This is a genomic window from Saccharicrinis carchari, from assembly GCF_900182605.1.
GTDB lineage: Bacteria > Bacteroidota > Bacteroidia > Bacteroidales > Marinilabiliaceae > Saccharicrinis > Saccharicrinis carchari.
Genome location: NZ_FXTB01000003.1, coordinates 30,379 through 56,305, shown reverse-complemented (window position 1 = coordinate 56,305; position 25,927 = coordinate 30,379). Strand labels below are relative to the sequence as shown.

General features: G+C 41.1%; 19 protein-coding genes. 15 read left to right on the top strand and 4 right to left on the bottom strand.

Going from position 1 to position 25,927, the window contains the following annotated elements:
• Positions 1–294: 294 nt before the first annotated feature.
• From metK to FN809_RS06865, 3 genes are all read left to right on the top strand, one after another.
• Positions 295–1,545 carry a methionine adenosyltransferase gene (metK, locus tag FN809_RS06875; RefSeq protein ID WP_142532771.1) on the top strand — a complete coding sequence of 417 codons (1,251 nt, stop codon included), beginning with the start codon at positions 295–297 and terminating at the stop codon, positions 1,543–1,545.
• Positions 1,546–1,863: 318 nt separating this feature from the next.
• The gene (locus tag FN809_RS06870; RefSeq protein WP_142532770.1) at positions 1,864–2,556 is read left to right on the top strand and encodes a fumarate hydratase; all 693 of its coding nucleotides are present in this window, start codon (positions 1,864–1,866) and stop codon (positions 2,554–2,556) included.
• The gene (locus tag FN809_RS06865) at positions 2,553–3,278 is read left to right on the top strand and encodes a DUF3307 domain-containing protein (RefSeq protein WP_142532769.1); all 726 of its coding nucleotides are present in this window, start codon (positions 2,553–2,555) and stop codon (positions 3,276–3,278) included. The genes FN809_RS06870 and FN809_RS06865 overlap by 4 nt, the downstream gene beginning before the upstream one ends.
• A gap of 21 nt (positions 3,279–3,299) precedes the next feature.
• On the opposite strand, the gene FN809_RS06860 is transcribed toward FN809_RS06865, so the two are convergent.
• From FN809_RS06860 to FN809_RS06845, 4 genes are all read right to left on the bottom strand, one after another.
• Entirely contained in the window at positions 3,300–4,046 is a 747-nt protein-coding gene (locus tag FN809_RS06860; RefSeq protein ID WP_142532768.1) for a DUF6048 family protein, read from the bottom strand.
• On the bottom strand, positions 4,024–4,494 hold the full coding sequence (locus FN809_RS06855; protein ID WP_142532767.1) for a DUF6452 family protein: 471 nt from the start codon (positions 4,492–4,494) through the stop codon (positions 4,024–4,026). The genes FN809_RS06860 and FN809_RS06855 overlap by 23 nt, the downstream gene beginning before the upstream one ends.
• 51 nt (positions 4,495–4,545) lie before the next feature.
• Complete coding sequence (locus FN809_RS06850; RefSeq protein WP_142532766.1) at positions 4,546–6,102, bottom strand: Rne/Rng family ribonuclease; 1,557 nt, start codon at positions 6,100–6,102, stop codon at positions 4,546–4,548.
• A gap of 267 nt (positions 6,103–6,369) precedes the next feature.
• Complete coding sequence (locus tag FN809_RS06845; protein WP_142532765.1) at positions 6,370–6,654, bottom strand: HU family DNA-binding protein; 285 nt, start codon at positions 6,652–6,654, stop codon at positions 6,370–6,372.
• Between the two features lie 121 nt (positions 6,655–6,775).
• Between FN809_RS06845 and mutY the strand changes: the two genes are divergently transcribed.
• The 12 genes from mutY to FN809_RS06785 all read left to right on the top strand — a co-directional run bounded on the left by mutY (position 6,776) and on the right by FN809_RS06785 (position 25,819).
• Positions 6,776–7,822 (top strand): A/G-specific adenine glycosylase, encoded by a 1,047-nt coding sequence (mutY, locus tag FN809_RS06840; RefSeq protein ID WP_142532764.1) that lies wholly within the window; start codon positions 6,776–6,778, stop codon positions 7,820–7,822.
• A gap of 187 nt (positions 7,823–8,009) precedes the next feature.
• On the top strand, positions 8,010–8,504 hold the full coding sequence (locus FN809_RS06835; RefSeq protein WP_142532763.1) for a single-stranded DNA-binding protein: 495 nt from the start codon (positions 8,010–8,012) through the stop codon (positions 8,502–8,504).
• A 22-nt stretch (positions 8,505–8,526) separates the two neighbouring features.
• Complete coding sequence (gene gldE / locus FN809_RS06830; RefSeq protein ID WP_246095505.1) at positions 8,527–9,855, top strand: gliding motility-associated protein GldE; 1,329 nt, start codon at positions 8,527–8,529, stop codon at positions 9,853–9,855.
• A 10-nt stretch (positions 9,856–9,865) separates the two neighbouring features.
• Complete coding sequence (gldD, locus tag FN809_RS06825) at positions 9,866–10,462, top strand: gliding motility lipoprotein GldD (RefSeq protein ID WP_142532762.1); 597 nt, start codon at positions 9,866–9,868, stop codon at positions 10,460–10,462.
• 3 nt (positions 10,463–10,465) lie between these two features.
• Positions 10,466–11,092, top strand: coding sequence for a 4'-phosphopantetheinyl transferase family protein (locus FN809_RS06820; RefSeq protein ID WP_142532761.1), 627 nt, complete (start codon positions 10,466–10,468; stop codon positions 11,090–11,092).
• 243 nt (positions 11,093–11,335) lie between these two features.
• Positions 11,336–12,067, top strand: coding sequence for a geranylgeranylglyceryl/heptaprenylglyceryl phosphate synthase (locus tag FN809_RS06815; protein ID WP_142532760.1), 732 nt, complete (start codon positions 11,336–11,338; stop codon positions 12,065–12,067).
• Between the two features lie 17 nt (positions 12,068–12,084).
• Entirely contained in the window at positions 12,085–12,783 is a 699-nt protein-coding gene (locus tag FN809_RS06810; protein WP_142532759.1) for an RNA polymerase sigma-70 factor, read from the top strand.
• A gap of 65 nt (positions 12,784–12,848) precedes the next feature.
• Entirely contained in the window at positions 12,849–13,892 is a 1,044-nt protein-coding gene (locus FN809_RS06805; RefSeq protein ID WP_185957486.1) for a FecR family protein, read from the top strand.
• A gap of 183 nt (positions 13,893–14,075) precedes the next feature.
• Positions 14,076–17,468, top strand: a complete 3,393-nt coding sequence (locus FN809_RS06800; RefSeq protein WP_185957485.1) for a SusC/RagA family TonB-linked outer membrane protein — start codon at positions 14,076–14,078, stop codon at positions 17,466–17,468.
• Positions 17,469–17,484: 16 nt separating this feature from the next.
• Complete coding sequence (locus FN809_RS06795) at positions 17,485–19,290, top strand: SusD/RagB family nutrient-binding outer membrane lipoprotein (RefSeq protein WP_221929381.1); 1,806 nt, start codon at positions 17,485–17,487, stop codon at positions 19,288–19,290.
• 115 nt (positions 19,291–19,405) lie between these two features.
• Positions 19,406–22,468, top strand: a complete 3,063-nt coding sequence (locus FN809_RS06790) for a GEVED domain-containing protein (protein WP_142532755.1) — start codon at positions 19,406–19,408, stop codon at positions 22,466–22,468.
• A gap of 78 nt (positions 22,469–22,546) precedes the next feature.
• Positions 22,547–25,819 carry an exo-alpha-sialidase gene (locus FN809_RS06785; protein WP_142532754.1) on the top strand — a complete coding sequence of 1,091 codons (3,273 nt, stop codon included), beginning with the start codon at positions 22,547–22,549 and terminating at the stop codon, positions 25,817–25,819.
• Positions 25,820–25,927: the final 108 nt, after the last annotated feature.

Here is a 25,927-nt window from a genome sequence, read left to right as displayed (position 1 = left end):
TGTCACCAAATATTTTTAATAAAAAAACTATAAAAAATGAGTTATTGCAGGTAATTGTTTATCGTGTAAGGCTTTGCGACCTTTGTTTTACTATATCATATGTATTTGAAATGCGAAAAAACATACTTTTACTTGTGCAATACCAATAATGTTTTATACTTTTGCATAGTCAATTTAAAGATAGTGGATGGATTTGACTGATTGCAACCACTCTAAAAAAGTGCTAAAACGCATTATATGCTTTCCCTTTTTTAGCTATCCACACATTTTTTTACCATTAAATCACATAAAATAATGGGATATTTATTTACATCGGAGTCCGTATCCGAAGGACATCCGGACAAGGTAGCCGACCAAATTTCAGATGCACTTTTAGATGAATTCTTGCGTCAAGATGCGGAATCAAAAGTTGCGGCAGAAACATTGGTAACAACCGGATTGGTTGTTTTAAGCGGCGAAGTTAAAACTAAAGGATATGTGCCGGTTCAGAAAATTGCACGTGAAGTAATCAACCGCATAGGCTACACAGAGGCCGGGTATATGTTCGATGGGAGCTCGTGTGGCGTTATTTCTGCCATACACGAGCAAAGCGAAGACATTAGTCGGGGGGTAGAACAAGAAAACCCGGAAGATCAGGGGGCTGGCGACCAAGGGATGATGTTTGGGTATGCCTGCAAGGAAACAGAGGATTATATGCCATTCCCATTGCAGCTATCGCATCAATTACTCATTGAGCTGGCTGCCATCCGCCGCGAAAATAAAGAAATGACTTATTTGCGTCCCGATTCTAAATCGCAGGTTACCATGGAGTATGGTGACGACAACAAACCAATACGGGTGCACACCATTGTAATATCTACCCAGCACGATGATTTTGATGAGGAGCAAGCCATGCTGGCAAAGATAAAGCACGATATTCAGAGCATTTTGATTCCACGAACGAAAAATAAATTACAAAAGCAGGACCAGGCGCTTATTGACGATAGTTATATTTTACATGTCAATCCAACAGGCAAGTTTGTTATTGGTGGGCCGCATGGCGACACAGGATTAACCGGACGAAAGGTAATCGTGGATACCTACGGTGGAAAAGGAGCTCATGGAGGAGGTGCGTTTTCGGGTAAGGATAGCTCAAAAGTGGACAGGTCGGCTGCTTATGCTGCCCGTCATATTGCAAAAAACATGGTTGCCGCAGGTGTTGCGGAAGAGGCTCTGGTGCAAGTAGCCTATGCTATTGGACTTGCAGATCCGGTAGGTTTGTTTGTTAATACCTATGGTACGGCTAAGGTGAATTTATCGGATGAACAAATAGCCAATGAAATTAGTGCCATTTTTGATATGCGCCCTTCGGCCATTGTAAAAAGATTTGGACTTAAAAATCCAATATTTGAACCTACAGCTGCCTATGGACATATGGGGCGTAAGCCATATAAACAAAAGGTGGTGGTTAAACAAAACGGATTAGACGTAGAAAAGGAGGTAGAATTTTTTACCTGGGAAAAACTTGATTTCGTAGAAGAGATTAAAGCCGTATTTGATTTGTAAAAGTTAAGTATTATTTAAATGAAGGGCTGTTCGTTATGCGGATGGCCTTTTTTTATGAATTTATTCGAATGGGTTTAAAGCAAATGTATTTTGATACTTTTATGAGAATATATTTTGGCATAAATTGGTTAATATGCTGATAGATGTTAGTTATTAGTAAATAAGCTAATAAAATACACTATTGCAGATTATACTAACAAAGCGATTGCAAATATTTAGTTATGTCATGCAATATTTATATGGTTAAATATAGTAATATTATTAAATTATTAGTAAATTAGCCCATAGTATATAAGTATTAGCTTAATAACTAATTTAATGTGCAATAAAGCAACTATATCGGCCGATATCATTTCCTATACGGCATTAAATCACAAGGATAAGATTAACCTTGGAGCAGAAATCAAACAGCTGTTAAGCGATTTGACTATCAGATATCGCAGCAACCAATTTTATGGGCGTATGGCGCAAGGAGATTACATAGAATGTGCTATGGATTCGCCTCAGTATGCCCTGCGAATTGCACTTATTCTTAAAACCTATATAAAATCATTCACCAATAAAATCACCGAAAGTAACCACCCTCGTATTCGGTATTTTAAGGAATATGCTGTTCGATTAGCCATTGCTGTTGCACCATTAAATAAAATTGATGTGGAGCATGCTATACTTGATGGAGAAGCTATTTATCTATCGGGCAGAACCATTAAAAAGCTTAGCACTTCTGATAAAAGCAAGGTAACTATTAAAAGAACGATGTACTTTCGTAGTCCGGATAAGCAAATACAAGATAATTTTGATGCCATTGTATTTTTATTGGATACGGTCATTTCGCGATGTTCTGCTAAACAATGCGAAGTAATCTATTACAAATTATTGGGTTTAAGCGAAAAAGAAATAAGCAATAATCTTGGTAAAATCCAATCCACCATAAGCCAGCACTCTACGGCCGCCGGTTGGCTATCCATACAAAAATCAGTAAATTACTTCGAAAAATACTTTACGCGATGATTCCTAAACTAATTCTGCTACAAGTTACCGCTCACCTATTGGCCGATTATTTACTCCAACCACAGCGATGGAGCAATTTAAAGCGACAAAAAGTAGTTACGGTTCATCATATTTATCATGCTATGGTGGTGTTTGCCTGTTCTTTTATCTTGTCATTCGATGTACAGTTTTGGAGCGCCGCTTTGGCAATAACCATATTGCACTTTGGTACCGATGTTTTAAAAAGCTATTTGCAGATTCAGGCTAAACGTGCTAACAAAACAATTAATTATTTTTTTTACGATCAGTTGATGCATCTACTCATTCTTACAACCATATCGGTATTATATCTAAACTTTTGCCCCCAGAGCTATTATTTAAATATACCGTATAATGTAGTGTTAATTGTTTTTGGGTTTGTTTTACTGTCTAAGCCTACAAATATTTGCATGAAAAATATATTTATGGTTTTTAAGATTGAAACACCAATTGACGATACGGAACATGAAATTACAAATGAAAAAAGTTTGCCAAATGCAGGAAAACTTATAGGTATTATGGAGCGGTACCTGGTATTTTCTTTAATATTGGTTTCGCAATATGCCGCTGTGGGGCTTATAATAGCTGCCAAATCAATACTACGTTATAAATCGTCGTATAAAAATGAGTATATATTGGTAGGCACTTTGTTAAGTTTCGGAATAGCTACTATGTTAGGCGTTTTTGCAGCTTCCATATTATAATATCACGGGTGTATTATTATTTTATCTTTTTGTGTTTCCCCAGGGAATTTGATAAGCCAACACATACGAAAACCCTAAATTAAAGCTGTTTGAACCTGTTCCAAAACCAGGAACAGTATACGGTTCAAGCAATTCGGTGTTACTCGAATTTATTTTGCCTTTTATGTGTATCATCCAGCTCATATAAAAGTTATTGAGCACTTCGCTTCGTAATCCAACAACAGCTTCTACCCAATGGGTACTCAAAGTGTAGGGCGAAATGGAGCTCGTGAAATCACCCCAATAGCCTTCGTAGATGGTAATTGAACTTGCGCCATGTTCTTGTATAGCATATCCATAGCGCAACCCTACCAATATGTTATCGTTATTGCCTTCTTCTGCTACCGCAAAAATATCGTAATCCACACCTGCGGTAGCATAGATTCCGGTTGATTCATATGTGTATGATTTATCGTCGAAAGCTACACGATCCGATCCTAAGGAGCCCACAAAAAAAGTGCGTTTACCTAAATTACTGCGTATGCTAGCTTCAATGGCAATTCTGTCGTCATCGAATAGGGGTATAAAAAATCTGGAAATATCAATACCCAGCTCGGTTCCGCGCTTTTTGTCGGGATAGGGAATTTTTTCCTTTTTTTTTAGCGGAGTACCTTCCTCATCTTGTAATTTTTGCCGTTCACGATCGCTTCGTGGCTGCGAATAATCCTGACTGATTGCAGGTAACAAAAACAAAATGAGTGATAAATTAATAAAGATATATCTTAACATTTTCAAAGTTTTCGTTGTAAATTATTTCGTCGTTAACAATTACCACCGTATCAATAAACGAAACATCAGAGTATAAAATGGTATCTAAGTATAATGAAAAAACAAAACCGCACTCGCCCGATACAAAGTTGAGTTCCTTTTGATGCACAAATGTTACGGTATCCTTCAAGGAGTTTAATTCTATTATAAACTGCGAGGTATCTTTGTGCAAGCTTAAGGGTAAATACAAATTGTTTACGGTTACGCTATCGTAGGGAATACTATCTACAGTGGGGCTGTATACTAACACATTGGCCACGGAAGTATCTTTATCGTCAATAGCGTAGGCCGAGTAAAAACCAGCTTGTACCGACTGTTGGTTGGACAAACAAAAATCTGAGGTTTCGTTGCCGCAGGCGCAGGCTACGATAATAGATAGAAGGGCCAACGTTCGAACCGTTTGTTTCATTCTGAACTCATTTTATTGCTAAAATGCAATATTAATAAAAAAAGGTTGACCTTACAGGTCAACCTTTTTGTTTTTATTTTTATTATCGAAGATCTTGAACTCCAAAAAGCTTAATGAGGCGGAAGCGATCAGCTTAAGTGCGAAACCGTATCTGAATCTCCATTTCAAAAATATTGATGGGAAACCTTTTGTTAGATACGCTTCAACGTAAGGATGAACCTTCAGGGTCAAATTTTTATTTTTTTGTTGTTCGACAGCTCTTTTCAGGCTGTCTTCCAATTTCTCCTCCAGTAGGATGGCGGGTGCAATTTTACCTGTTCCGAAGCAGGTAGGGCACGATTCATCGGTTTCGATGGTTAATTCCGGACGTACACGTTGGCGTGTAATTTGCATGAGACCGAACTTGCTCAACGGAAGGATATTGTGCTTTGTCCTATCCGGAGTCATCGCTTCCTTCATTTTCTCAAACACTTTTTGCCTGTGTTCGGCCTTTTGCATATCAATAAAATCCACCACAATAATACCACCCATGTCCCTCAACCTTAGCTGACGGGCAATTTCTTCGGCGGCAGCGAGGTTAACATCCAAGGCCGTATTTTCCTGGCTACTCGCATTTTTAGAGCGGTTACCGCTATTTACGTCGATAACATGAAATGCCTCAGTATGCTCGATTATAAGATATGCTCCACTTTTAAAGGATACGGTTTTCCCAAAAAGTGCTTTAATTTGTTTTTCGATGCCAAATTGGTCAAACAGGGGGGTGTCCCCTTTAAATTCTCGAACAATTTTTTCTCGATCGGGCGCAATCAAACCCACATATTCTTTTACCTCTTTGCACATTTCCTTATCGGAAATATGAATACTGTTGAAATCAGGGCTCATGATATCCCTGAGTATGGCCGAAGTACGGCCTATTTCGCCAACAACGAGGGCGCGTGGCTTTAGATTGAATATTTTGGCAGTAGATTCGTCCCAACGACGGGTAAGGGTTTTTAGTTCCTTATCCAGTTCGGCTACTCTTTTGCCTTCAGCCACGGTTCGAACGATTACCCCAAAATTTTTGGGTTTAATACTGATTAACAGCTTCTTCAGTCGGTTTCTTTCCTCGGCCGATTTTATTTTCTGGCTTACTGAAACCTTATCTGAAAAGGGCATTAATACAAGATTTCGTCCTGCAATAGATAATTCGGAAGTGAGCCTTGGTCCCTTGGTTGAAATAGGTTCCTTGGCAATTTGCACCATTACTTCCTGACCTGCGGAGAGAACATCTGCTATGGAACCGTTTTTATCGATATCCATCTCAGTTTTAATTTTGTGTAAGTCAACACCTCCCTTTTTAGCGGTCTTGGCCATGTTAAGAAATTTTTGCAGGGTACGAAATTGGGGTCCAAGATCTAAATAATGCAAAAAAGCATCTTTTTCGTATCCAACATCAACAAAGGCAGCGTTTAGCCCCGGCATAATTTTTTTTACCTTTCCCAGATAAATATCGCCAACGGTAAACTGTATGTCGATTTTTTCTTTTCTTAACTCTACCAACCTTCTGTCTTCGAGCAATGCAATCGAAAGCTCGTCGGGAGATACATCAACAAATAGTTCTGCACTCACAATAGTAGGTATTTCAATATAAATAAGAACTTTTATCCCGCCTATGTGCGGGAATTTATTAGCACATAAAACAAAGAACAAACAGTGCAGAATTAATCCTTCATGTTTGTTCTTTATTATGTTTTCACAATAAGATATGGAAGATTATTTCCTCTTCTTGTGTCTGTTTTTCCTAAGTCTTTTTTTCCGCTTATGCGTAGACATCTTATGTCTTTTTCTTTTTTTTCCGCTTGGCATGCTATAAAATTTTTAACTGTTAATAACCAATTATTTTACGTTTTCTTTTACATTGGTAACGAAGCTTTTAGAAGGCTTGAATGCCGGAATAAAATGCTTTGGGATAATAATGGTGGTATTTTTTGAAATGTTGCGAGCGGTTTTTTCAGCTCTTTCCTTTACAATAAAACTCCCAAATCCTCGCAAATAAACATTTTTACCTCCCACTAAAGAACCTTTGATAGTTTCCATAAAAGCTTCGATCGCTTTTTGTACGGTAACCTTCTCTATTCCGGTATCTTTTGAAATCTCGTTTACAATATCAGCCTTTGTCATCTTTGTTTTAAATTATTTAATTATCAACTGATTACATTAATATTCTCAAAATAAGACTGCAAAGATATAACGAATTTGAAAAATAAAAAACAAAAACTCTATTTTTGACAAAAAAAACAAGATGGCAGGTTTTGTTATTGACTTGATTTTGTGGTATAAAGAGAATAGGCGCGACTTACCCTGGCGCAAAACAAAGGATGTTTATCGTATATGGGTGTCGGAAATCATACTTCAGCAAACGCGTGTAAATCAAGGCTTAGCTTATTATCATAAATTTTTGGACCAATTTCCTTCAGTACATCATCTGGCCGCTGCCAGTGAAGATGCGGTGTTGAAATGTTGGGAGGGTCTGGGCTATTATTCCAGGGCGCGCAACATGCATCATACAGCTAAATATGTTTCGCACGAATTAAATGGAGTGTTTCCCAAAACCTACGAGGGTCTGTTAAAACTAAAAGGTATTGGTGCGTACACAGCGGCTGCCATTAGCAGTATTTGCTACAATGAGTATCGAACGGTGGTTGACGGTAACGTGTTTAGAGTGCTCACGCGTATTTATGGAATAAAAACACCCATAGATTCTGCAGCAGGCAAAAAGAAAATTGAAGACCTGGCACACACGCTTAATCATGGGCACGATAAAGGAACATTTAATCAGGCCATAATGGAGTTTGGTGCTTTACATTGCAAACCCAAGCTTCCATTATGTACTACCTGTATTTTTAAAGATGCTTGTTGGGCGTACGTTAATAAGCAAGTAGACTTGCTTCCGGTTAAAGGAAAAAAGATTAAGATGAAACACCGGTATATGTTTTATCTGTTTTTGGAAGACAGGAATAACAAAACCATTATTCAACGTCGTAACAATAAAGATATTTGGGAAGGTTTATATCAATTTCCACTGATTGAAACCGAAACCAATATATCTGTAAATAAACTGCTGGCATTACATGAATTTAATATGCTATCAGGTAATCAGGAATGTAAAATTATCTCGGAAAGGCGAGTGAAGCATCAACTTACCCATCAAATCTTACACCTCACCATCTTAAATATCCAAATTGATACAATTGAAAGCGTAAAAGCCTTAGGTTATCAGATTGTACCTATTAGTAATCTTGACGATTATGCTTTTCCCAAACCATTAGGCGCTGCAATTGGAGAGTGAAAAATTAACTCACGATAATTTTATTGTTAACTTTGCGGGCAAATGCTAAAGGAATAGTTGTAAATAGAATCATCTATTATTTTATGGTTCTTGCGTATATTATAATGTTTGCATTGGATAGGAAGTTTTGTAATTTTATATTTTTAAAAATTAATACCTTTTTGTTAATCTTACAGTCTAAACAAACATGTCAGTAAATAAAGTAATTTTAGTAGGAAACGTGGGCAAAGACCCTGAAGTAAGATATTTTGAAAATGACAGAGCTGTGGCCAATTTCCCATTGGCTACCACTGAACGAGGCTTTACAACCAGTTCAGGTCAGCAAATTCCGGAACGTACCGAATGGCATAATTTGGCGGTGTGGGGTGGGCTGGCCAAAGTGGTAGAAAGCTACGTTAAAAAAGGAACACAACTTTATATAGAGGGGAAGTTACGTACTCGCTCGTGGGACGACAAGGATGGTAATAAAAGGTACACTACCGAAGTAATTGTTGAAAATTTGCAGATGTTGGGCCGTAAGTCGGATAATCCCTCCAGCACTGGTCAGGCAGCAAATACCGGTACATCGGCGGCGCCCCAAAATCAGCAGCCCGTTTCATCACCACCGCAGCAATCTCCAACTCAATATAGTAATAATGACTCAAACGAGGGTTCGCCCGAAGAGGATGATTTACCCTTTTAATATTTAACTAACTTTTTATTTCTTGGAAACAGACCTGATTAACTTGTTCGTATTTCCGTTGATAACTACCATTGAATGGTTGCCCCTAACCTTGGGTACCTTCATATCTATGCTGGTGTTATTTATTTTACTGATGTGCTCAGCTATGCTTTCCGGTTCGGAGGTAGCTTTCTTTTCGCTTAACCCAAGCGATCTGCAATATCTCGAAGATAAGAATACCCGAAGTGGTAAATTAATATTGAAACATCTAAAAAAGCCGGAACAATTGCTGGCCACTATACTAATTGGCAACAACTTTGTAAATGTGGGTATCGTAATACTGGCGGCCTTTATTACCCCCTCCTTAATTAAGTTCGGCGAACCTTTATGGGTGCAGTTTGCAGTAGAAGTTATTGGTATTACTTCGCTGATATTATTTTTTGGCGAAATAATGCCTAAGGTGTACGCATCCCGATTTTCGCGTAATTTTGCCGAAATCATGTCATATCCTGTTTTAATTCTCAAGGTAGTGTTTAGTCCTTTAAGTGCTATTTTAGTTAAATCCACGAGCTTCGTAAACAAAAAAATGGGTAACAAAACGGGAACGATCTCCCTGGACGACCTGTCGCATGCCCTGCAACTTACAAGCGATGAGATTACCGACGAAAAAGAATTGTTAGAGGGTATAGTAAAATTTGGCAATATCAGCGCGGCAGAAATTATGAAAGCCCGCGTAGATGTAATCGATATTGATATAACGGCCGATTACAACAAAGTACTGGCCGAGATTGTGGAATGGGGCTACAGCAGAATGCCTATATTTGAAAACACGCCTGATAATGTTAAAGGCGTACTTTACGTTAAGGATTTACTCCCGCATTTGGATTGCGATAAGGACTTTAAGTGGCAGGAGCTTATACGTACTCCCTATTTTGTACCCGAAACAAAAAAAATTGATGATTTACTGGAGGAATTCCAACTCAATAAAATACATATGGCCATAGTGGTAGATGAGTATGGCGGCACTTCGGGCATTGTTACCTTAGAAGATATTTTGGAAGAAATTGTGGGAGAAATATCCGACGAAAACGATGAGGACGAATCGTTTTATGTAGTAGAACCCGATGGGAGTATTATTTTTGAGGGTAAGATATTGCTTAACGACTTTCATAAAGTAACGGAGATCGATGAAGCGGAATTTGAAAAGGTAAAAGGCGAAGCGGAAACTCTGGCAGGACTGATATTGGAGATAAAAGGAGAGATGCCTGAAAAAAATGACAGAATCCGTTATGGGGACTATTTGTTTACTGTGGTGGCTGTTGATATGCGCAGGATACGAAAACTTAGGTTTGAAAAAAAACCTGTAAATTAAAAATATGCTTATGAAGAGGGAGATTGTTTTATTAGCCATGTTTACAATGGCTATTATTTTTATGGCAGGATGCAAGCAGCATGGTACCCCCAAACCGCGTGGTTATTACCGTATCGCATTTCCGGAACATGATTATAAGCCTTTTAACAAAAAATCACCTTACACTTTTGACCTACCCGTTTATACCGAGGTGGGCGATGGAGCGCAGCCCCAGACAAGAGAAAAATATTGGTACAATATTAATTATCCAAATCTTAACGGTATTTTGCATATCAGTTATAAAGCTGTTGATAATAATTTAAATGAGATGTTGGAAGACAGCCGCAAGCTGGCTTACAAGCATTCCGTTAAAGCCGATGCCATAGCAGAGCGTTTGTTTATATCGGCCGATAAAAATGTGTATGGTACCCTCTTTGATATAAAGGGAGATGCCGCCTCGCCCGTACAGTTTTACTTAACCGATAGTGTCCGCAATTTTGTGCGCGGATCCTTATATTTTAATTCTGTGCCTAACAAGGACTCCCTGGCACCCGTAATAGATTTTGTTAAAACGGATATTGTCCATTTAATGGAAACTTTTGAATGGAAAGAGATGCCCAAACTATAAATTATGCCTTTACTACTTCACAAAGAAACAGATACGGGTGGCACTGTGGCGGTATGGAAAATGAAAGAGTCTTTGGATGTGCTGTTCTCAAAACTGAACTTGCACCAAAAGGACCGGGACAAAGTAAACGCCTATAAACTGGAAAGCCGTAAAAAAGAATTTTTAGCTACGCGATGTCTCATTAAAGAAGTCCTTGGCATTGATGCGGTTATTGATTATCTTGATTCTGGAAAACCGGTGATTAAAAACTCCGATTTTAAAATAAGTATCAGCCACACCAAGGGGTACGTGGCCGTTGCGTTTTCCAGAGGAGAATTTGCTGGTATTGATATCGAATATCCCTCCGAAAGGGTAGCGCGGGTATATAAACGTTTTGTGAGTCCACAGGAGGAGCTATTTATTCCGGAAGATAAAAAAGTGGAGTATTACACCATGATGTGGTGCCTGAAAGAAACGATGTATAAAATGTACGACCGCAAAAACAGTATCTTTACTATTAATTTCATCTGTCATCCGTTTCAATTAAAAAAGCAAGGAGCAATTCGTGCCACTTTTGACTTTGAAGATTGCCATACCATGGATTTTGAGTATGTAACAACACCGGCCTTTTACTTGGTGTATCATTGCTGATATACATTGAATTTAGCCTCGTAGAAAATGCACAACATGCATTCCAATTGGTTTACCCGGAAGTTGTTTCGCGAAGTATTGTGTTTCGTTTTTATATTAAGATGGAATATGGTTGGGGTATAGATAGAACTATTGATTAATAGTTCTATTTTTAATATGACCTAAAGAAAAACTAATTCCTTACATTCGCAGTTGAATCTAATTTTAGCAGAATAACTGTTCGTAGGTTTCAAAATTTACGCCATGATATTATCCTCCATACAACGAAGAACAAACAGCGGTAAAAAAACATTTGCTGTCCTTATTGACCCTGATAAGTTCCCACATGAAAATATAATCAGAATTATTACCGCCATGGAGAGTGCCAGCCCCGATATAATATTGGTAGGAGGTAGCTTGGTGGCTGGCAAAGTGGATGCGGTGGTAAAAGTGTTAAAGGAGAGCATGACCATACCGGTTGTTTTGTTTCCGGGCAGCTTGTTGCAACTCAGTCCCAATGCCGATGGTATTTTATTTCTTTCCCTGATATCTGGTCGTAACCCCGAACTGCTTATCGGTAACCATGTTGCCTCGGCTCCGTTTTTAAAAACTTCAGGCATCGAGGTAATTTCTACGGGGTATATTTTAATAGAGGGAGGCACAGCAACATCGGTAGAGTATATGAGCCAAACACGACCTATTCCGGCAAACAAAACCGAAATAGCCGTGGCCACCGCCATGGCCGGCGAAATGTTAGGTAAAAAACTTATTTATCTCGAAGCAGGAAGCGGTGCACGTGAACACGTACCACAGGAAATGATTTCTGCCGTAAAAAAGAATATTGAGGTGCCCCTGATAGTGGGCGGCGGACTGGACACCGCCCAAAAGGTTGAGGATGCCTGCCAGGCAGGGGCCGATGTTATTGTGGTGGGCAATGCGTTTGAAAAGGACATGGGATTGCTGCACCACTTTAAAAGAATTATCCATTCGTTTTAAATTTTTTATAACGCTTTATGGAAAAGAGGATTGATATAAGCGATGAACTATTAAAAAGATATTGCAAGGGGCTTTGCGATAAGAATGAACTTGCGTGGATAGAAGAGGAGATTAAAAAAACACCGCATCTAAAGCTGAGGGTGGACGAACTGAACCTTGAAATAGCAAAGGAAATTGAAATGACCTCCTTCAAAGAATTTTTTGATTTTTATTACCCCAAGTTGATGGCACACGCATGCCGTTTTATAGATGATGATTCCGCCAAAGATGTAGTTCAGGAAGTTTTTGTAAATTATTGGGAAAAAAGAAAAACGATTCAGGCAAAAAATATTCAGGCTTATTTGTACCGATGGGTGCAAAATAACTGCCTTAATATTATTAGGCACAACAATGTGGCAGGTGATGTACTCACCCGTATTGCCACAAAACGGATAGAAGCCTTTCAGTTATCGTCAGACAATAACGAGAGTCTTCAAAATCTTTATACAAAAGATATTTACGAAACCATTGAAGCCTCTTTGGAAAAGCTTCCCCCACGCACTGCCGAAGCATGCCGTTTATTTTTATTTCAGGATTTGGCTCAAAAAGAAATTAGCGAGCAAATGGATATTTCGGTCAGAACGGTTGAAACCCACATCTACAAAGGCTTCCTCTTTCTACGAAAAGATTTGAGCGACATCTTTTTTCTTCTTTTTTTATTATATTTTAATAAATAAGCATTTCTACTACGTAGTTTATTTGTGCACAGGTGTCTTTCATATGTATGCACAAAATAATACGTATGGAAGATCAATTATTATTTCGTTTCCTTAATGGCCAATCCACTTCTAAAGAGTTGGAAGAGATTGAGTTGTGGATGTCGATGAACAAAGCAAATGCCGAATGGCTTTTTGAATTAGAAAGAATGTGGGCATTGAAAAAAGAATTTCAGTTTGCGGAGCCACAAGCGCTAAGCGAAGCTTTTGCCCTGCTTAAAATGGAATTGGAAAAGAAAAATAATACCACCTCACAAACGCACAGTTTTGATAGCAGCCATAATAAAGCCACAAAACGTGTTTTGTTTTCTCGTACCAAGTTTATTTCGTGGAGTAAGAATGTGGCAGCCGCCATTATCGTTATACTTTTAACGGCCAATATTTGGCAAATGGTGTTTCCCGCCTCCGGAGAGCTTAATGTTATAGAAGTGCAAAGAGGCAACCGTGCATCTGTAACCCTAAGCGATGGCACCAAGGTATGGTTAAACTCGGAGAGTAAACTCTCATACCCCCAAAATTTTGCTAAAGACACCCGCCTTGTTTTATTGGAAGGCGAAGGCTTTTTCGATGTCACAAAAAATACTAATCATCCATTTGTGGTGCATAGCGATGAGCTGGAGGTAAAGGTACTCGGCACCAAATTTAACTTTAAGGCATATCCAAAGGAAGCATCCAGAGTATTTTTGAAAGAAGGTAAGGTTGAGGTCGCATCGCGGAATGGCGGGGACGGCCAAAATGAACGAATGATTCTTTACCCTAACGATATTATATCCTATTCAAATGTCAATGGCTTTGCAACGATACAAGCGACCAACGCTGTAGCTACAGAAAACTGGATTTCGGGAGAACTAGTATTTATTGATGAAACTTTAGAGGAAATAGTTAAGAATCTTGAACGGCAATATGATGTTCAGATTGTTATCAGGGATGCTGCGCTCAAAACCGAGCGATATAACAGTAGGGCACAGGCAGGAGTTACACTAAACCAAATGCTCGACCTTTTGAAAAGAACAGGAGAATTTGATTATGAAATACAAAATAATCAAGTTATCCTTTTTAGGGAAAAATAATTTTTGAATTGCTTAATACTAACTTACAATACACCAATAAATTAAACAGTGAAAATTATGAATGTTAATTGTTCTGCAATATCCAAGGTTATAACAACTGTGCTGTTATGCCTGTGGTTGCCGGGTACTATACTGTCCAATAACAGTATACTGGATTCACAGGTTGTCCGAATAACATTGGATTTGGAAAATCTATCATTAGGGGAAGTCTTATCTACCATCGAAAAAAAGAGCGGATATTATTTTACGTACAATCGAAACCAGGTTAATGTGGATAGTAAAATCAGCGTTCATGCCGAAAGTAAGACAATCCCTGAATTGCTCAATATTATTTTTAACGATAAAGGTATCAATTATGAAGTAAAAGACGAGAATGTAGTGCTGTATCGCGTTGATCAGGCTAAGCGTACAATAACCGGAACTATTACGGATAAAAATGGAGAACCTGTTGTTGGTGCAACAGTAATGGTAAAAGGTACTACAACAGATGGTACCATCACCAATTTTAACGGTGAGTTTACCTTGGATGTAGCGGAGGGTGAAACTTTAGTAGTTTCTTTTATAGGTTTCGAGCAACAGGAGATCATCGTGGGAGAATCATCTTTTTATAAAATTGTCCTGCAAGATTCAACGGAGCAATTGGGAGAGGTGGTAGTTACAGCGATGGGTATCGAACGTAAAGCCAAATCGCTAACCTATGCTACCCAAAGTATGGATAATGAAGATTTGATGCGGGTGCAGGACGCATCTTTCATCAATTCATTGCAGGGAAAAGCTGCCGGTCTTAAAATTACCCCAAACGTTGGGGGCGCAGGTGGTGCCTCTAAAATATTGCTCAGGGGGAACAAGTCTATTTTGGGAAATAACACGCCGCTTATTGTGGTGGATGGTGTACCCATGTCGAACCCGGTAAAAAACCAAAGAGGAATTGGAGGCGGAAGCGAAATGGGATATGGTTTTTCTACGGAAGGAGCCGATGCCCTATCGTCCATCAACCCCGACGATATAGAGAATATTAACGTGCTAAAGGGAGCCAATGCGGCAGCCCTGTACGGGAGTGCCGCCTCTAACGGTGTAATTATGATTACTACCAAAAAAGGTAAAGAGGGCACATTGTCCGTGAGCGTTTCTTCAAATGTTACTTTTGAAGATCCCATGCTTTTGCCCGAATTGCAGGATCAATACGGGGCAGGTATCAATTTAAATACCGACCCTGCCAAGATATCGGCCAATAGCTGGGGAAACAAAATATCCTCGATGACACCGGAAGAATTGGAGGTGGAAGGCTTAACAAACACACCGCAGGATTATATAAAGGATTTCTTTAGAACCGGAAGCACCTATAACACCTCCGTGTCATTAAGTGGTGGTACCAAGAATATCTTATCTTATTTTTCCTATGGAAATACCACATCAAACGGTATGATAGAGAACAATAATTTTACAAGGAATACAATCGCATTCCGCCAAAGTTATTCGTTGTTCAAAGATATCTTGAATGTGGATGTATCTATCAACTATGTGAACCAGTCAACGAAAAACCGACCTGGTGGTGGAACCAACCAAAACCCGCTTTATCACCTATATACTTCGCCCAGGAATACGGACATGAACTTTTATAAAAATAAATACAAAATAGACGATGCCACCTGGATGTCAAATTCTGAGTCTTCTAAACACCTTGTTCTTGTAGATCCTGAAAAAGGATTATATAAATGGGTTTATGAGCCTGTGGAGTTGAGCGGAACAAGACAAAACTGGTTGTTTGATGCACCCGACCAGAACAACCCATATTGGTTAATCAATCAGAATAACCGTAGAGACCAGGAAGATCGTGTGTATGGATATATCTCAACCAATGTTAAGCTCACCGAAGGGCTAAACGCACAGGCCCGATTTAGTATTGACCGATCGGCCTCGAGTACTACCGACGAACGAGGAGCTACCACACAGTATCCTAACAGTATGATGGATAGAGGTGTTTATGGAGAATGGAACAGGAAGTCGCATGAGTTTTACTTGGATGGAATGTTGAATTACGATAAAACATTTGGCGATTACACCGTTTCAGCGAGTGCGGGTTATTCAGCCCATAAAATCACGGGCAACTCAAGGGGTATTTTCGAAAATGCAACAGCCTATGATTATTCTTTGATGCGCGTGCCCACTGCAATAAATATCTTCGACCCAAGGGCCGGAGCCGGTTCCAGCCGCTCTTTCTCTAAATCAATTAACTGGGACGAAGGCTTATTTTTTACCGGACAGTTGGGGTACAAGGACTTTGCTTTTGTTGAAGGAAGCTACCGGAGAGACTGGTACCGCGCCTTTACGCAATTTAAAGATAGGGATGTAGCGGATAATTACGGATATTTTTCGTTTGGCGCCAATGTTTTGATGCACGAAATGATTTCCTTACCAGAATTTTGGAACTATCTGAAAGTGCGTGCTTCGTACAGTGAGGTGGGTAACTCCATACCAAATATTATGTACGCATCCAGCAATGTGAACCTGGTTACAGGGGGCGTTACGCCATCGCCGTATGCTTTTTTTGACAACCCCATCCCCGAAGTTTCAAAATCCTTCGAAACCGGCTTTGACGTATCGTTTTTCAGAAATGCATTAAGTTGGGATGTTACCTATTATAATTCTACCCTGAACAACAGTTACCTGATCGTAGGGTCGGGCGGATATTCCAAGCCCGTAAATACGGGTGTTATCCGAAATCAGGGAGTTGAAACCACCCTGACCTACTCCTTGAATCTAACCAAGGATTTACTTTGGAAAACAGGGGTAAATTTTGCTTATAACAGCAACAAGATTGAGGAAACATACAAGGAGGACGGCAAAGAGGCATTGATTGCCCAGCAAATTGGATTTGGGGGTAAATTCCAGATTCGGTACAAGCAAGGCGGAAGTTATGGCGACCTGTATGCAACCGACTTTAAGCGAAACGAAGATGGAAGTGTTGTGATTAACGGAGAGGGGCGACCTTTGTTAAGTTCCGACAAGTTTGGTAAGTTCATCGGTAATATGAATTCGCCTTACCAATTGGGGTGGAATAACACCTTCTCCTATAAAAACTGGTCGCTCTACTTTTTGGTAGATGGTAAAGTAGGGGGTAAAGTGGTTTCGTTTACCGAAGCATATTTGGACAAGCTGGGACTCTCCACGCGTTCGGGTGCCGACAGGTTGCTGGCTGATCAAAACCCGGAACTTGTTTTCGAGGATGACGAAGGGGATGAGCATCCGGCCATGCGCTTGCCCGATGGCCAATTGGCTCCCATTCAAAAGTATTATGAAGGTATTGGGGGCGATATTAACGCTACCCAATATGTATATGATGCCACTAACTTCCGCATGAAGGAGGTTTCGTTGGGCTACCGATTCAAAGACTTGTTTGGAAAAACAAAGGATTTAACCCTATCTGCTATTGGGCGTAATTTATTCTTTTTGTACAACGATGCGCCGATAGACCCCGAAACTTCACTGTCGTCGCAAAACAGTCTGGGTGGATTCGATATTTTTAACATGCCAACGGCACGTTCGTACGGTATGTCAGTATCCGTTAAATTTTAAAGATTAAATCAGGAATATGATAATAGATAAAATCATCATGAAAAAAACAGTTGTTCATTTCTACATTGTTGCCATGGCCTGTATTATAGGACTTCCCTCCTGCCTCTTCGAAGACGAAGAGTTTGGGGGAGAGCTCACCGAAGGCACTATTGAAGGCGAAACAGAAGTTTTCCGCGGCAATGCCGATAGCATTAATTACCACATCGATATTACACAGGAGGGTTTAAATTCGGCTATGGACTCGTTACGTAAAAAGGGAACCTTAGGTCAATTTATCCCGGCACAATATAACATGAGAGGCGGCAAAAATGGCGAATTGCCCGGGCCGCACGCATACCAATATCAGTTTAGCCTGGAGGTAGATAATTATGCCGGCTACATGTGTCTTCCACAAAATTTTGGCGGACGTATGACCTCCACGTACTACGACAGTCAGGATTTTAATGGCGGAGCCATGGGATCGTTTATTCAGGTTAAAAATGCAATCGTACCCGTGTTAAACCATCCTCAAATTGATTCGGTGCCCGAGATTAAGGCTATGGCATTGATGATCTATAATTATTCAGCCCAGGAGGTTGCTGATATCTATGGCCCTTTTCCTTATGCCGATTACAAAAACAACATCCAAACATCTCCTTTTACTTATAATCCGGTTGAGCTTATCTACAAGAATATTGTATCGAACATCGATACGGTGGTCGCATGTCTTAAAAATTTCGACAATCGGCCGGATTGGTACAAATCGGCCGTACAGGGAGCTATGTATCAGTACGATTTAATTTCGAGTTTGGATAATCGCGACATAAGGCATTGGATTGGTTTTGCCAATTCGTTGAAATTGCGGATGGCCATGCATATTGTAAAAGTTAACCCGCCATTGGCACAACAGTGGGCCGAGGAAGCGGTAGCTTCCGGTGTTATCGAGAGCCCGGTGGAGCAATTTATGCTAAATACGCTTTATCTTGGATTTTCACACCCATTAGCAACCATTTCAAACCTTTGGAATGACACAAGGTTGAATGCGTCGTTCGAGAGCATCATGAAGAGTTTGGATCATCCTTTTTTGGAGTTTGCTTTTAATAAAAATCAAGGCAGGATATTCAATAAGAACGATGAAAGTAAATTTCTGGAAACGGACAGCATGGTTATTGGCCTGCGTTCCGGAATCAGGATGCTCGAAGGACAGGCCTATGACGTAAATTTCAGAACGGCCTACTCCAGGGTTGATCAACAAACTATATCCTTAACGCCGCTCTACATCATGAAATATGCCGAGGTTTTGTTTCTGCGAGCAGAGGGAGCTCTTCGAGGCTGGAATATGGGTGGGAGCGCTCAGTTTTTTTATGAGGAGGGGATTAAAAACGCATATGAGGGAGAGCGATTCAATAGCCAATATGTTAATCAGATAGATGAATATATGTCGCGAGAGCAGGCAATTGATTTTGTTTACGAAGACCCCTACAATGATCGCTACAGCCTTACAAGCCTAACTAAAATTGGTGTAAAATGGAATGATGGTGAAGATAATGAAACGAAACTTGAAAAAATTATGACCCAAAAATATATTGCCGGTTTTCCGTATTCTTTTGGAGCATGGACGGATATTCGACGTACGGGCTACCCCAAAATATTTCCTGTTCTGCACGATGATGGGGATGGCTCTATCGAAGCCGGCGATATCATTCGCAGAATACCGTTCCCCGGTGACAACGATCCAGCAACTCAGGCTGATATTGCAGAATCAGGACTGGAAGCATTGGGCGGACCAGATTTGCAAGGTACCAGACTTTGGTGGGACGTTCAAACCTCTTCTAATTTTTAATGAGGGAAGGATATCACTTTAAAAATAAATGAAGTAAAGATTTTTCCGCCGAAGCGTCGACGGAAAAATCAAAGTGATCACATAAATAATTATTAACCAACAAAATTTATTTGTTATGAATAACAATTATCTACTTTTTGGGCTTTTAGCCCTCTTTTGCAGTGGTGTTTTTATGCCATCAACGGCGCAAATGTCACCTACGGCATCCAAAGACATTTATGACTGGACACCTTTCCAGGATGTTCAAATGGTTGAACTTTTTTACCAAGCCATCCAGGAAGGCAGAAATTATCCTACTGATGCGACTTTCCGAAGTACTTTCGGTTTCGATATCGAATTCGCCCGTTCGCACGTGCGCCCCAATGCGGTGTTGATAGATCAAAGCAAACAGGTAGATCCTTCTATTGATCCCTCCCGTAAGTTGTGGATGAACCTACCCACGGGCGTTGGCCCAATGGTTGGTGGTTATCCCAGCGATTTGTTTAACAATGATGTGTACTCCATGTGGCAATACACCAAGTTGTTTGGTGCTTGGAACCATAGTCTTTTCCAGGCTCCCGGTGGATGGGCCGATGCCGCCCACAAGCATGGTGCAGACATGTTCAGTGGCATCAAGTTTTTTGAGAGCTGGAACGACGACGGTGGCGAGGGCGCCTATCAGGGTCTGATAACTGCTAAGGAGTTGGATGGCTCGTACAAATACGCCGAAGCATTTATCAACTGCCTAATGTATCTGGGGCTGGACGGTATTAACTACAATTGGGAAGCATCAGGATACACAAAGGCCGACGTAATCGCTTTTCATAAAGAATTGTTCCGGATTGCGGATGCAAAAGGTTTTGATAATTTCCACATCGGTCTTTATACCCAGAATTCGACACTAAGCGGATGGAATACTCCAAGTCTTTACTATGGAAATGACCCCGGGCAAAAGACAGTAGATCTAATGTTAAATTATATGTCGGGTGATTTTTCTTCGGGCTATGCCACTTCAATAGGGGCAGCTGAAGCGGTGGGGCAAACGGATCATCTTTATTCAGGTGTTTGGATTGTTACCATGAACAGAAATTGGCCAATGATGAATCTTCCGGAAGCCAAAAAAATGAACCTTTGTCTTTGGGGCGAGCACGGGCAGAGCCGTTTTATGAGCTATAATAGTGGAACGGATGGTTTCGACATTCAGGAAAATTATCAAAAGTTGTTGGAGAGGGCTTTTTCAGGTGGAAATCGTAACCCGGCTGACAAGCCTGCACTTTCCAGCACAGGCAACGAATGGGAAGGTGAGGAACCCCTTTCCACTTTTGGCGGACTGGCCACTATGATTGCCGAAAGGCCTACAGTGCAAGGTAAACTACCTTTTATTACCAATTTTCAGTTGGGTAATGGCGAGCGTTATAACTATAAAGGTAAAAAAGCCTTTGGCGGATGGTACAACATGGGTGCACAGGATTATCAGCCCACCTACCGTTGGTTGGTTTATAATGCCGATACCGAGGTAGTGTCAACTGATATTCAACCATTCTACACCCATAGAGATGCTTACAACGGTGGTTCTACGCTCGCTTTGGAGGGGACTGCAACAGCAGGCGGAACAGATATCGTTTTGTATCGGACCGATTTAGAGATTAGCGATGCCAACCCGAAAGTAAACATTGCTGTAAAAACGTATGAGGAACAAGAGACTCCCACTAATTTATATGTTATACTGAAAAAGAAGGGTAGCAATATCTGGGAAGAGATAGCAGTAGGAAATACAACAGGAAAAGAGTGGGAAGAAAAAACGCTTGATATGAGCGGTTTTGCCACAGGCGACTTCATCGAGTATATTGGTTTGCGTGTAAAAGCCACTACGCCTGTTAACGATTACAGCCTGTATGTAGGTAAACTTGGTCTATCAGACGACCGTTTGGTTAAAGTGGCCAGTGTAGAAGATTTAATGGTAGAGGTTAAAGAAGAAACTCAGCAATCCATGTCTGTTAAGCTCAACTGGAAAGTTTCTCCTTTCGAGACATCAGCGCGTGCTTTAGCAACAGGGTTGGTTTATAACGACGAGGCCAATGTAAATCATTTCGAGATTGTTTATAAAAATGGAGTCGATGGTAGAATTAAAGAGTTAGGTCGTACTTCAACATGGTCCAACTTTATCGGCGGCATCGTATTTGACGATTCAGAAACCCCCGAAGAACCGTATATTGGCGTTCGTGCAGCCTCTATCGATGGTAAAAGCTACTCGAAAGTATCGTGGGTAAAAGTGACTCGTGCCGATGCAGGTCAGCTGCCTGAGTTTGTTGACGATAGATATTGCTCCTCTGAAATTAATCCTGCTGCCGAGGGTGTCGATATTGCTCGCGCACAGCGTTATCTTACAGAAGTGAAAACAACAGGACTGGCCGATAATTTAAACTTTACAGCGAATGCTCCGGTTGAGGATGGAACGCAGTATCAAAATGCAACTAACTATTCATTTACAGCCAATCAGGGTGAAACCTTTGATTTCTCATTTAAAGCCTTTGATACCTCGGATGCTATGTGGAATGGAAGCCCCAAAACCGATGGTTTGAGGTATTGCTTTGCTAAAGCTTATATCGATTGGGATAATAATGGAGAGTTTGATCCTGCAACGGAAGAAGTGTTCGACCTCGGAACTGCTAGGTCTTCTACCGTGGCTTTTGAAACCACTGGGGTAACACAAAGCTTTACTGTTCCCGAGCGTGCCGCTCCAGGTGCTGTACGTCTAAGAATTGTATTCTCCGACGCATGGTTCCCACACCCCGGGCCTTGTGGATTGACGGCAAAAGGTTTCTCCATTGATTTCACTATGAATATCACCGGAACTAACCCACCTATTGTAGCAGAAGATAAGCATGATCAGGGTATGCCTGAAGAGCCTGTTAGAATTTATGACGAGAACCCCAATGCCCCCGACGGACCGGTTTCTGTTGGTGAGGAAGTTTACGAAGGAGCTTATTCAAGCTTCTATCCTAACCCTGCTAACGGTGTTGTTTACTTCGAAAATGTTCAACAGGTTTGGATTTATTCTTTCGACGGTAAATTGGTACATAGCGATAAGGGTGTGGCTATAGAAAAAGCTGACATTTCTTCTCTTACGCCCGGTGCCTACATCGTTCGAATGATGAACGAAAAAGTGATAAGATCGGGGAAACTGATTGTAAAGTAATTTATAATTGAGCTATATGGAGGGCACATAAGTTTGTGCTCTCCATATTTTTTATCAAATTTTTAAAAGTTAAAAAACATGAAAAAAAATTACCTTTTATTTATTTTCCTCTTGTTAGGAAGTTATGCGCTAGCCCAGACCTTACCCGGCATCGAGTTCAATGGAACGGATCAGTACATGAAAATTACAAATCATGATGATTTTAAAATCAGTACCGGCGAAAGCTATTCTGTTACTTGCTGGATAAATGCTCCGGGCTATAAGTCGGGGATGCGATTTGTGAGTAAAAGAGGTGTAGGAATTTCCAGCACCACTGGCTACGAAATGTGGACCGGGGGGTCAGCCGGGCAGTTTTACGCCATCAACACCCCTTATGCCGGTGGCGGAAACGTACTTAGTGCTTATGGTTCGGCATTAGGTTTTCTTGATACATGGTATCATGTGGGCTTTACGGTTGATCGCGATGCTGGCAAAATATATATGTACCAGGACGGTGTAAAGGTGGGCGAATCGTCCAACTCCTTAACAATGACCTCGAACAGCTCCGATGCCTGGACGGTAGAAAACGACCTGGATGTATTTGTGGGCGCCGGAATTGCCGATCCAGCCATGAACCCGTCAAATTTCTTTAATGGTAAGATGGCCGACCTGCGTTTTTGGGATAAAGCCCTTTCGTCCACCGAAATGCAAACGGACATGACTGCCCAGGTTACAGCCGATACGCCAAACCTATTGGCGGCCTACGATTTTAATAATATCGAGGGAGTTGTTGTACCCGATATAAAAGGTATGCATAACGCCACGCTCATTAATTTCCCGGTTTTGGGAACCATAGTGGCGGATGTTGAGCAAACAAAAGTTTCTTCTTATACCGGAAGGGGAAATGCCAACGAAGTAATCAGCAAACTAAAAGTGAACTTGGGCGGCGATGTAAACGCCGAAATCAATAAGATAAAGATAAGCAAGACGGACGCCACCAATATTGGCAATGTAAGTAAAGTAAAAATATATACGAGCGGAAATACAGATGATTTCGATCCGCGCACAGCCCAAGGCGCCACACTTTTGGGCGAGGCCGATTTGGTGGACAATGAGTTTGAGGTAACATTGACAGGCGACCTCGTACCCGGCTACAACCATCTGTGGATAACGGCCGACGTGAGCGACGCAGCGGTGGAAGGTGAGAAGATAGGATTGAATTTTCATTCCCTCACTTACAAAACTACCGAAATATACAACTACACCGAAGATCAGCCATTCGTTGAGCGCGAAATATTACTGGGTCGTAAACTACTTTTTGGCCCGGGCGACTACGGCTCTACCAATTATCGTATCCCTGCCATTATCACTGCCGACGATGGTACGCTTGTGGCTGTAACCGATAAGAGAAAGTTTAACTCAACAGACCTTCCGGAGGATATTGATATCGTGGTGCGCAGAAGTACGGACAATGGTGTAACCTGGTCGGAGCCAGTTACTATGGCGCAGGGAACGGGCAGGAATAATGGTTTTGGCGATGCGGTACTGATGAAGGCAAACAGTGGTAAATTGGTAGCTCTATTTGTTGGTGGCCCAGGCCTTTGGGGTTCAACGCCGACCAATCCCATCCGCTCTTATGTAAGTACCAGCGACGATAACGGTTTAACATGGACCGCACCGGAAGACATTACTTCGCAAATATTTGGCGCCGGTGCTGCCGATCCGGTACGCGCAGCATGGCGGGCTTCGTTCTTTGGATCGGGTCAGGGGCTTTGCCTCAACGATGGCCGCTTGATGGCCGTAGCAGCCATCCGCGAAAGTTCAGTGAATAATGTGCTGAACAATTATGCGATCTATTCCGACGACGAGGGTGCAACATGGAACGTTTCCGGAAAAGCACTGAACGGTGGCGACGAAGCCAAAGTGGTGGAGCTGAACAACGGGGATGTTTTAATGAGTATCCGGAGAGGTGGAAACCGTCTATGGGCAAAGTCAACCGATAGAGGAGAGACCTGGAGCTCCAACGGATCGTGGGCGGATATATGGGGCAATGCCTGTAATGGAGACATGGTGCGTTATACATCTACCAATGATGGCTATGACAAGGACCGGATTCTGCATACGCTGCCCAACGCTTCCGACAGAAGCAATGTAAGTATGTGGATAAGCTACGACGAAGGTGATTCCTGGCCTGTTAAAAAAACCTTGTGTGCCGGTAAATCAGCCTATTCTTCTATTACCATTTTGCCCGACGGAACAATCGGTGCGTATGTGGAAGAGGATGAGACGAAGCCTTATAAAATGTATTTCTTGAGGTTTTCCTTGGACTGGCTTACATCAGGAACAGATACTTACACCGAACCCAATACTACCCAAAAGGTAGAAGACCCCGTATTCTCCGTACCTGCGGGGACTTATTTCGAGAATCAGACAGTGGAGATTACTAGTGCCACACCAGATGCCACTATCTACTATACTTTGGATGGAAGCGCCCCAACATCATCGTCGCTTCTTTATGATCAGCCAGTCCTGATTGATGAAACGGCAACCCTAAAAGCCATTGCCGTAAAGGACGGTATGTCGTCGAGTGTGGTTGTATCGGCATCTTATATCCTTAAAAATAGTTGGAGTACTGCCATAGGTACCATCCACTCAACGGAAGCAAGATACGTTACCTCCGCTGCAACAACAGGAGCCGAAGTGGATTTAGATTATGCGCAAAGCGCAGATCCGCGCCAAGTTTATATAGAAACTAATGCAGGCTTTACCGCCGCACGGGGGACGGAAGTTACATTGAATGTAACTACTTCCGAAGATATGAAGTGGTGCCATGGAATTGTGTTTATCGACTGGAATAAAAACTTTTCTTTCGACGATGACAATGAGCAGATAGCAAAAATAGGAAAGGATTCCTGGGAAGACACCAGTCTGCCCAGTCAAGGAAATCCGGTCTTGCTCGACTTTTCACTTCCAATACAAGTGCCTGCGGATGCCTTTATCGGCACTACCCGCATGAGGATTCATTTTACCGATGCCTGGCACGACAAAACACCCGGTCATACGCATTCGGCAGAGGATGCGGTGGACAAAGGGGGGGTGTACGATTTTGACTTGATCATATCGGATACAGGTACTTCAATAAAAGAGAGCGAAGAAAATAATTTGCTCGCCTATCCAAACCCTGCTACTGATGTGGTTTATTTCCGAAATGTACAAAAGGTTTCGATCTATTCTATCGTGGGTAAATTGGTGTATAATGATAAGGCAGCATCTGTAAATAAAGCTAATGTTAGCACATTGGAACCTGGAGTTTACATCATGCGCATGAAAACCAAAAGCGGAACAGAAACAAGAAAACTAATTGTAAAATAATTAGCTTGTCTCGGAATTTTAAACACTACGATAATCGGTAACAAAAGATTTTATTTAGTGTAATGTTTAAATGACGACAAAACCTACAAAAGGATAAAAATTATCAAA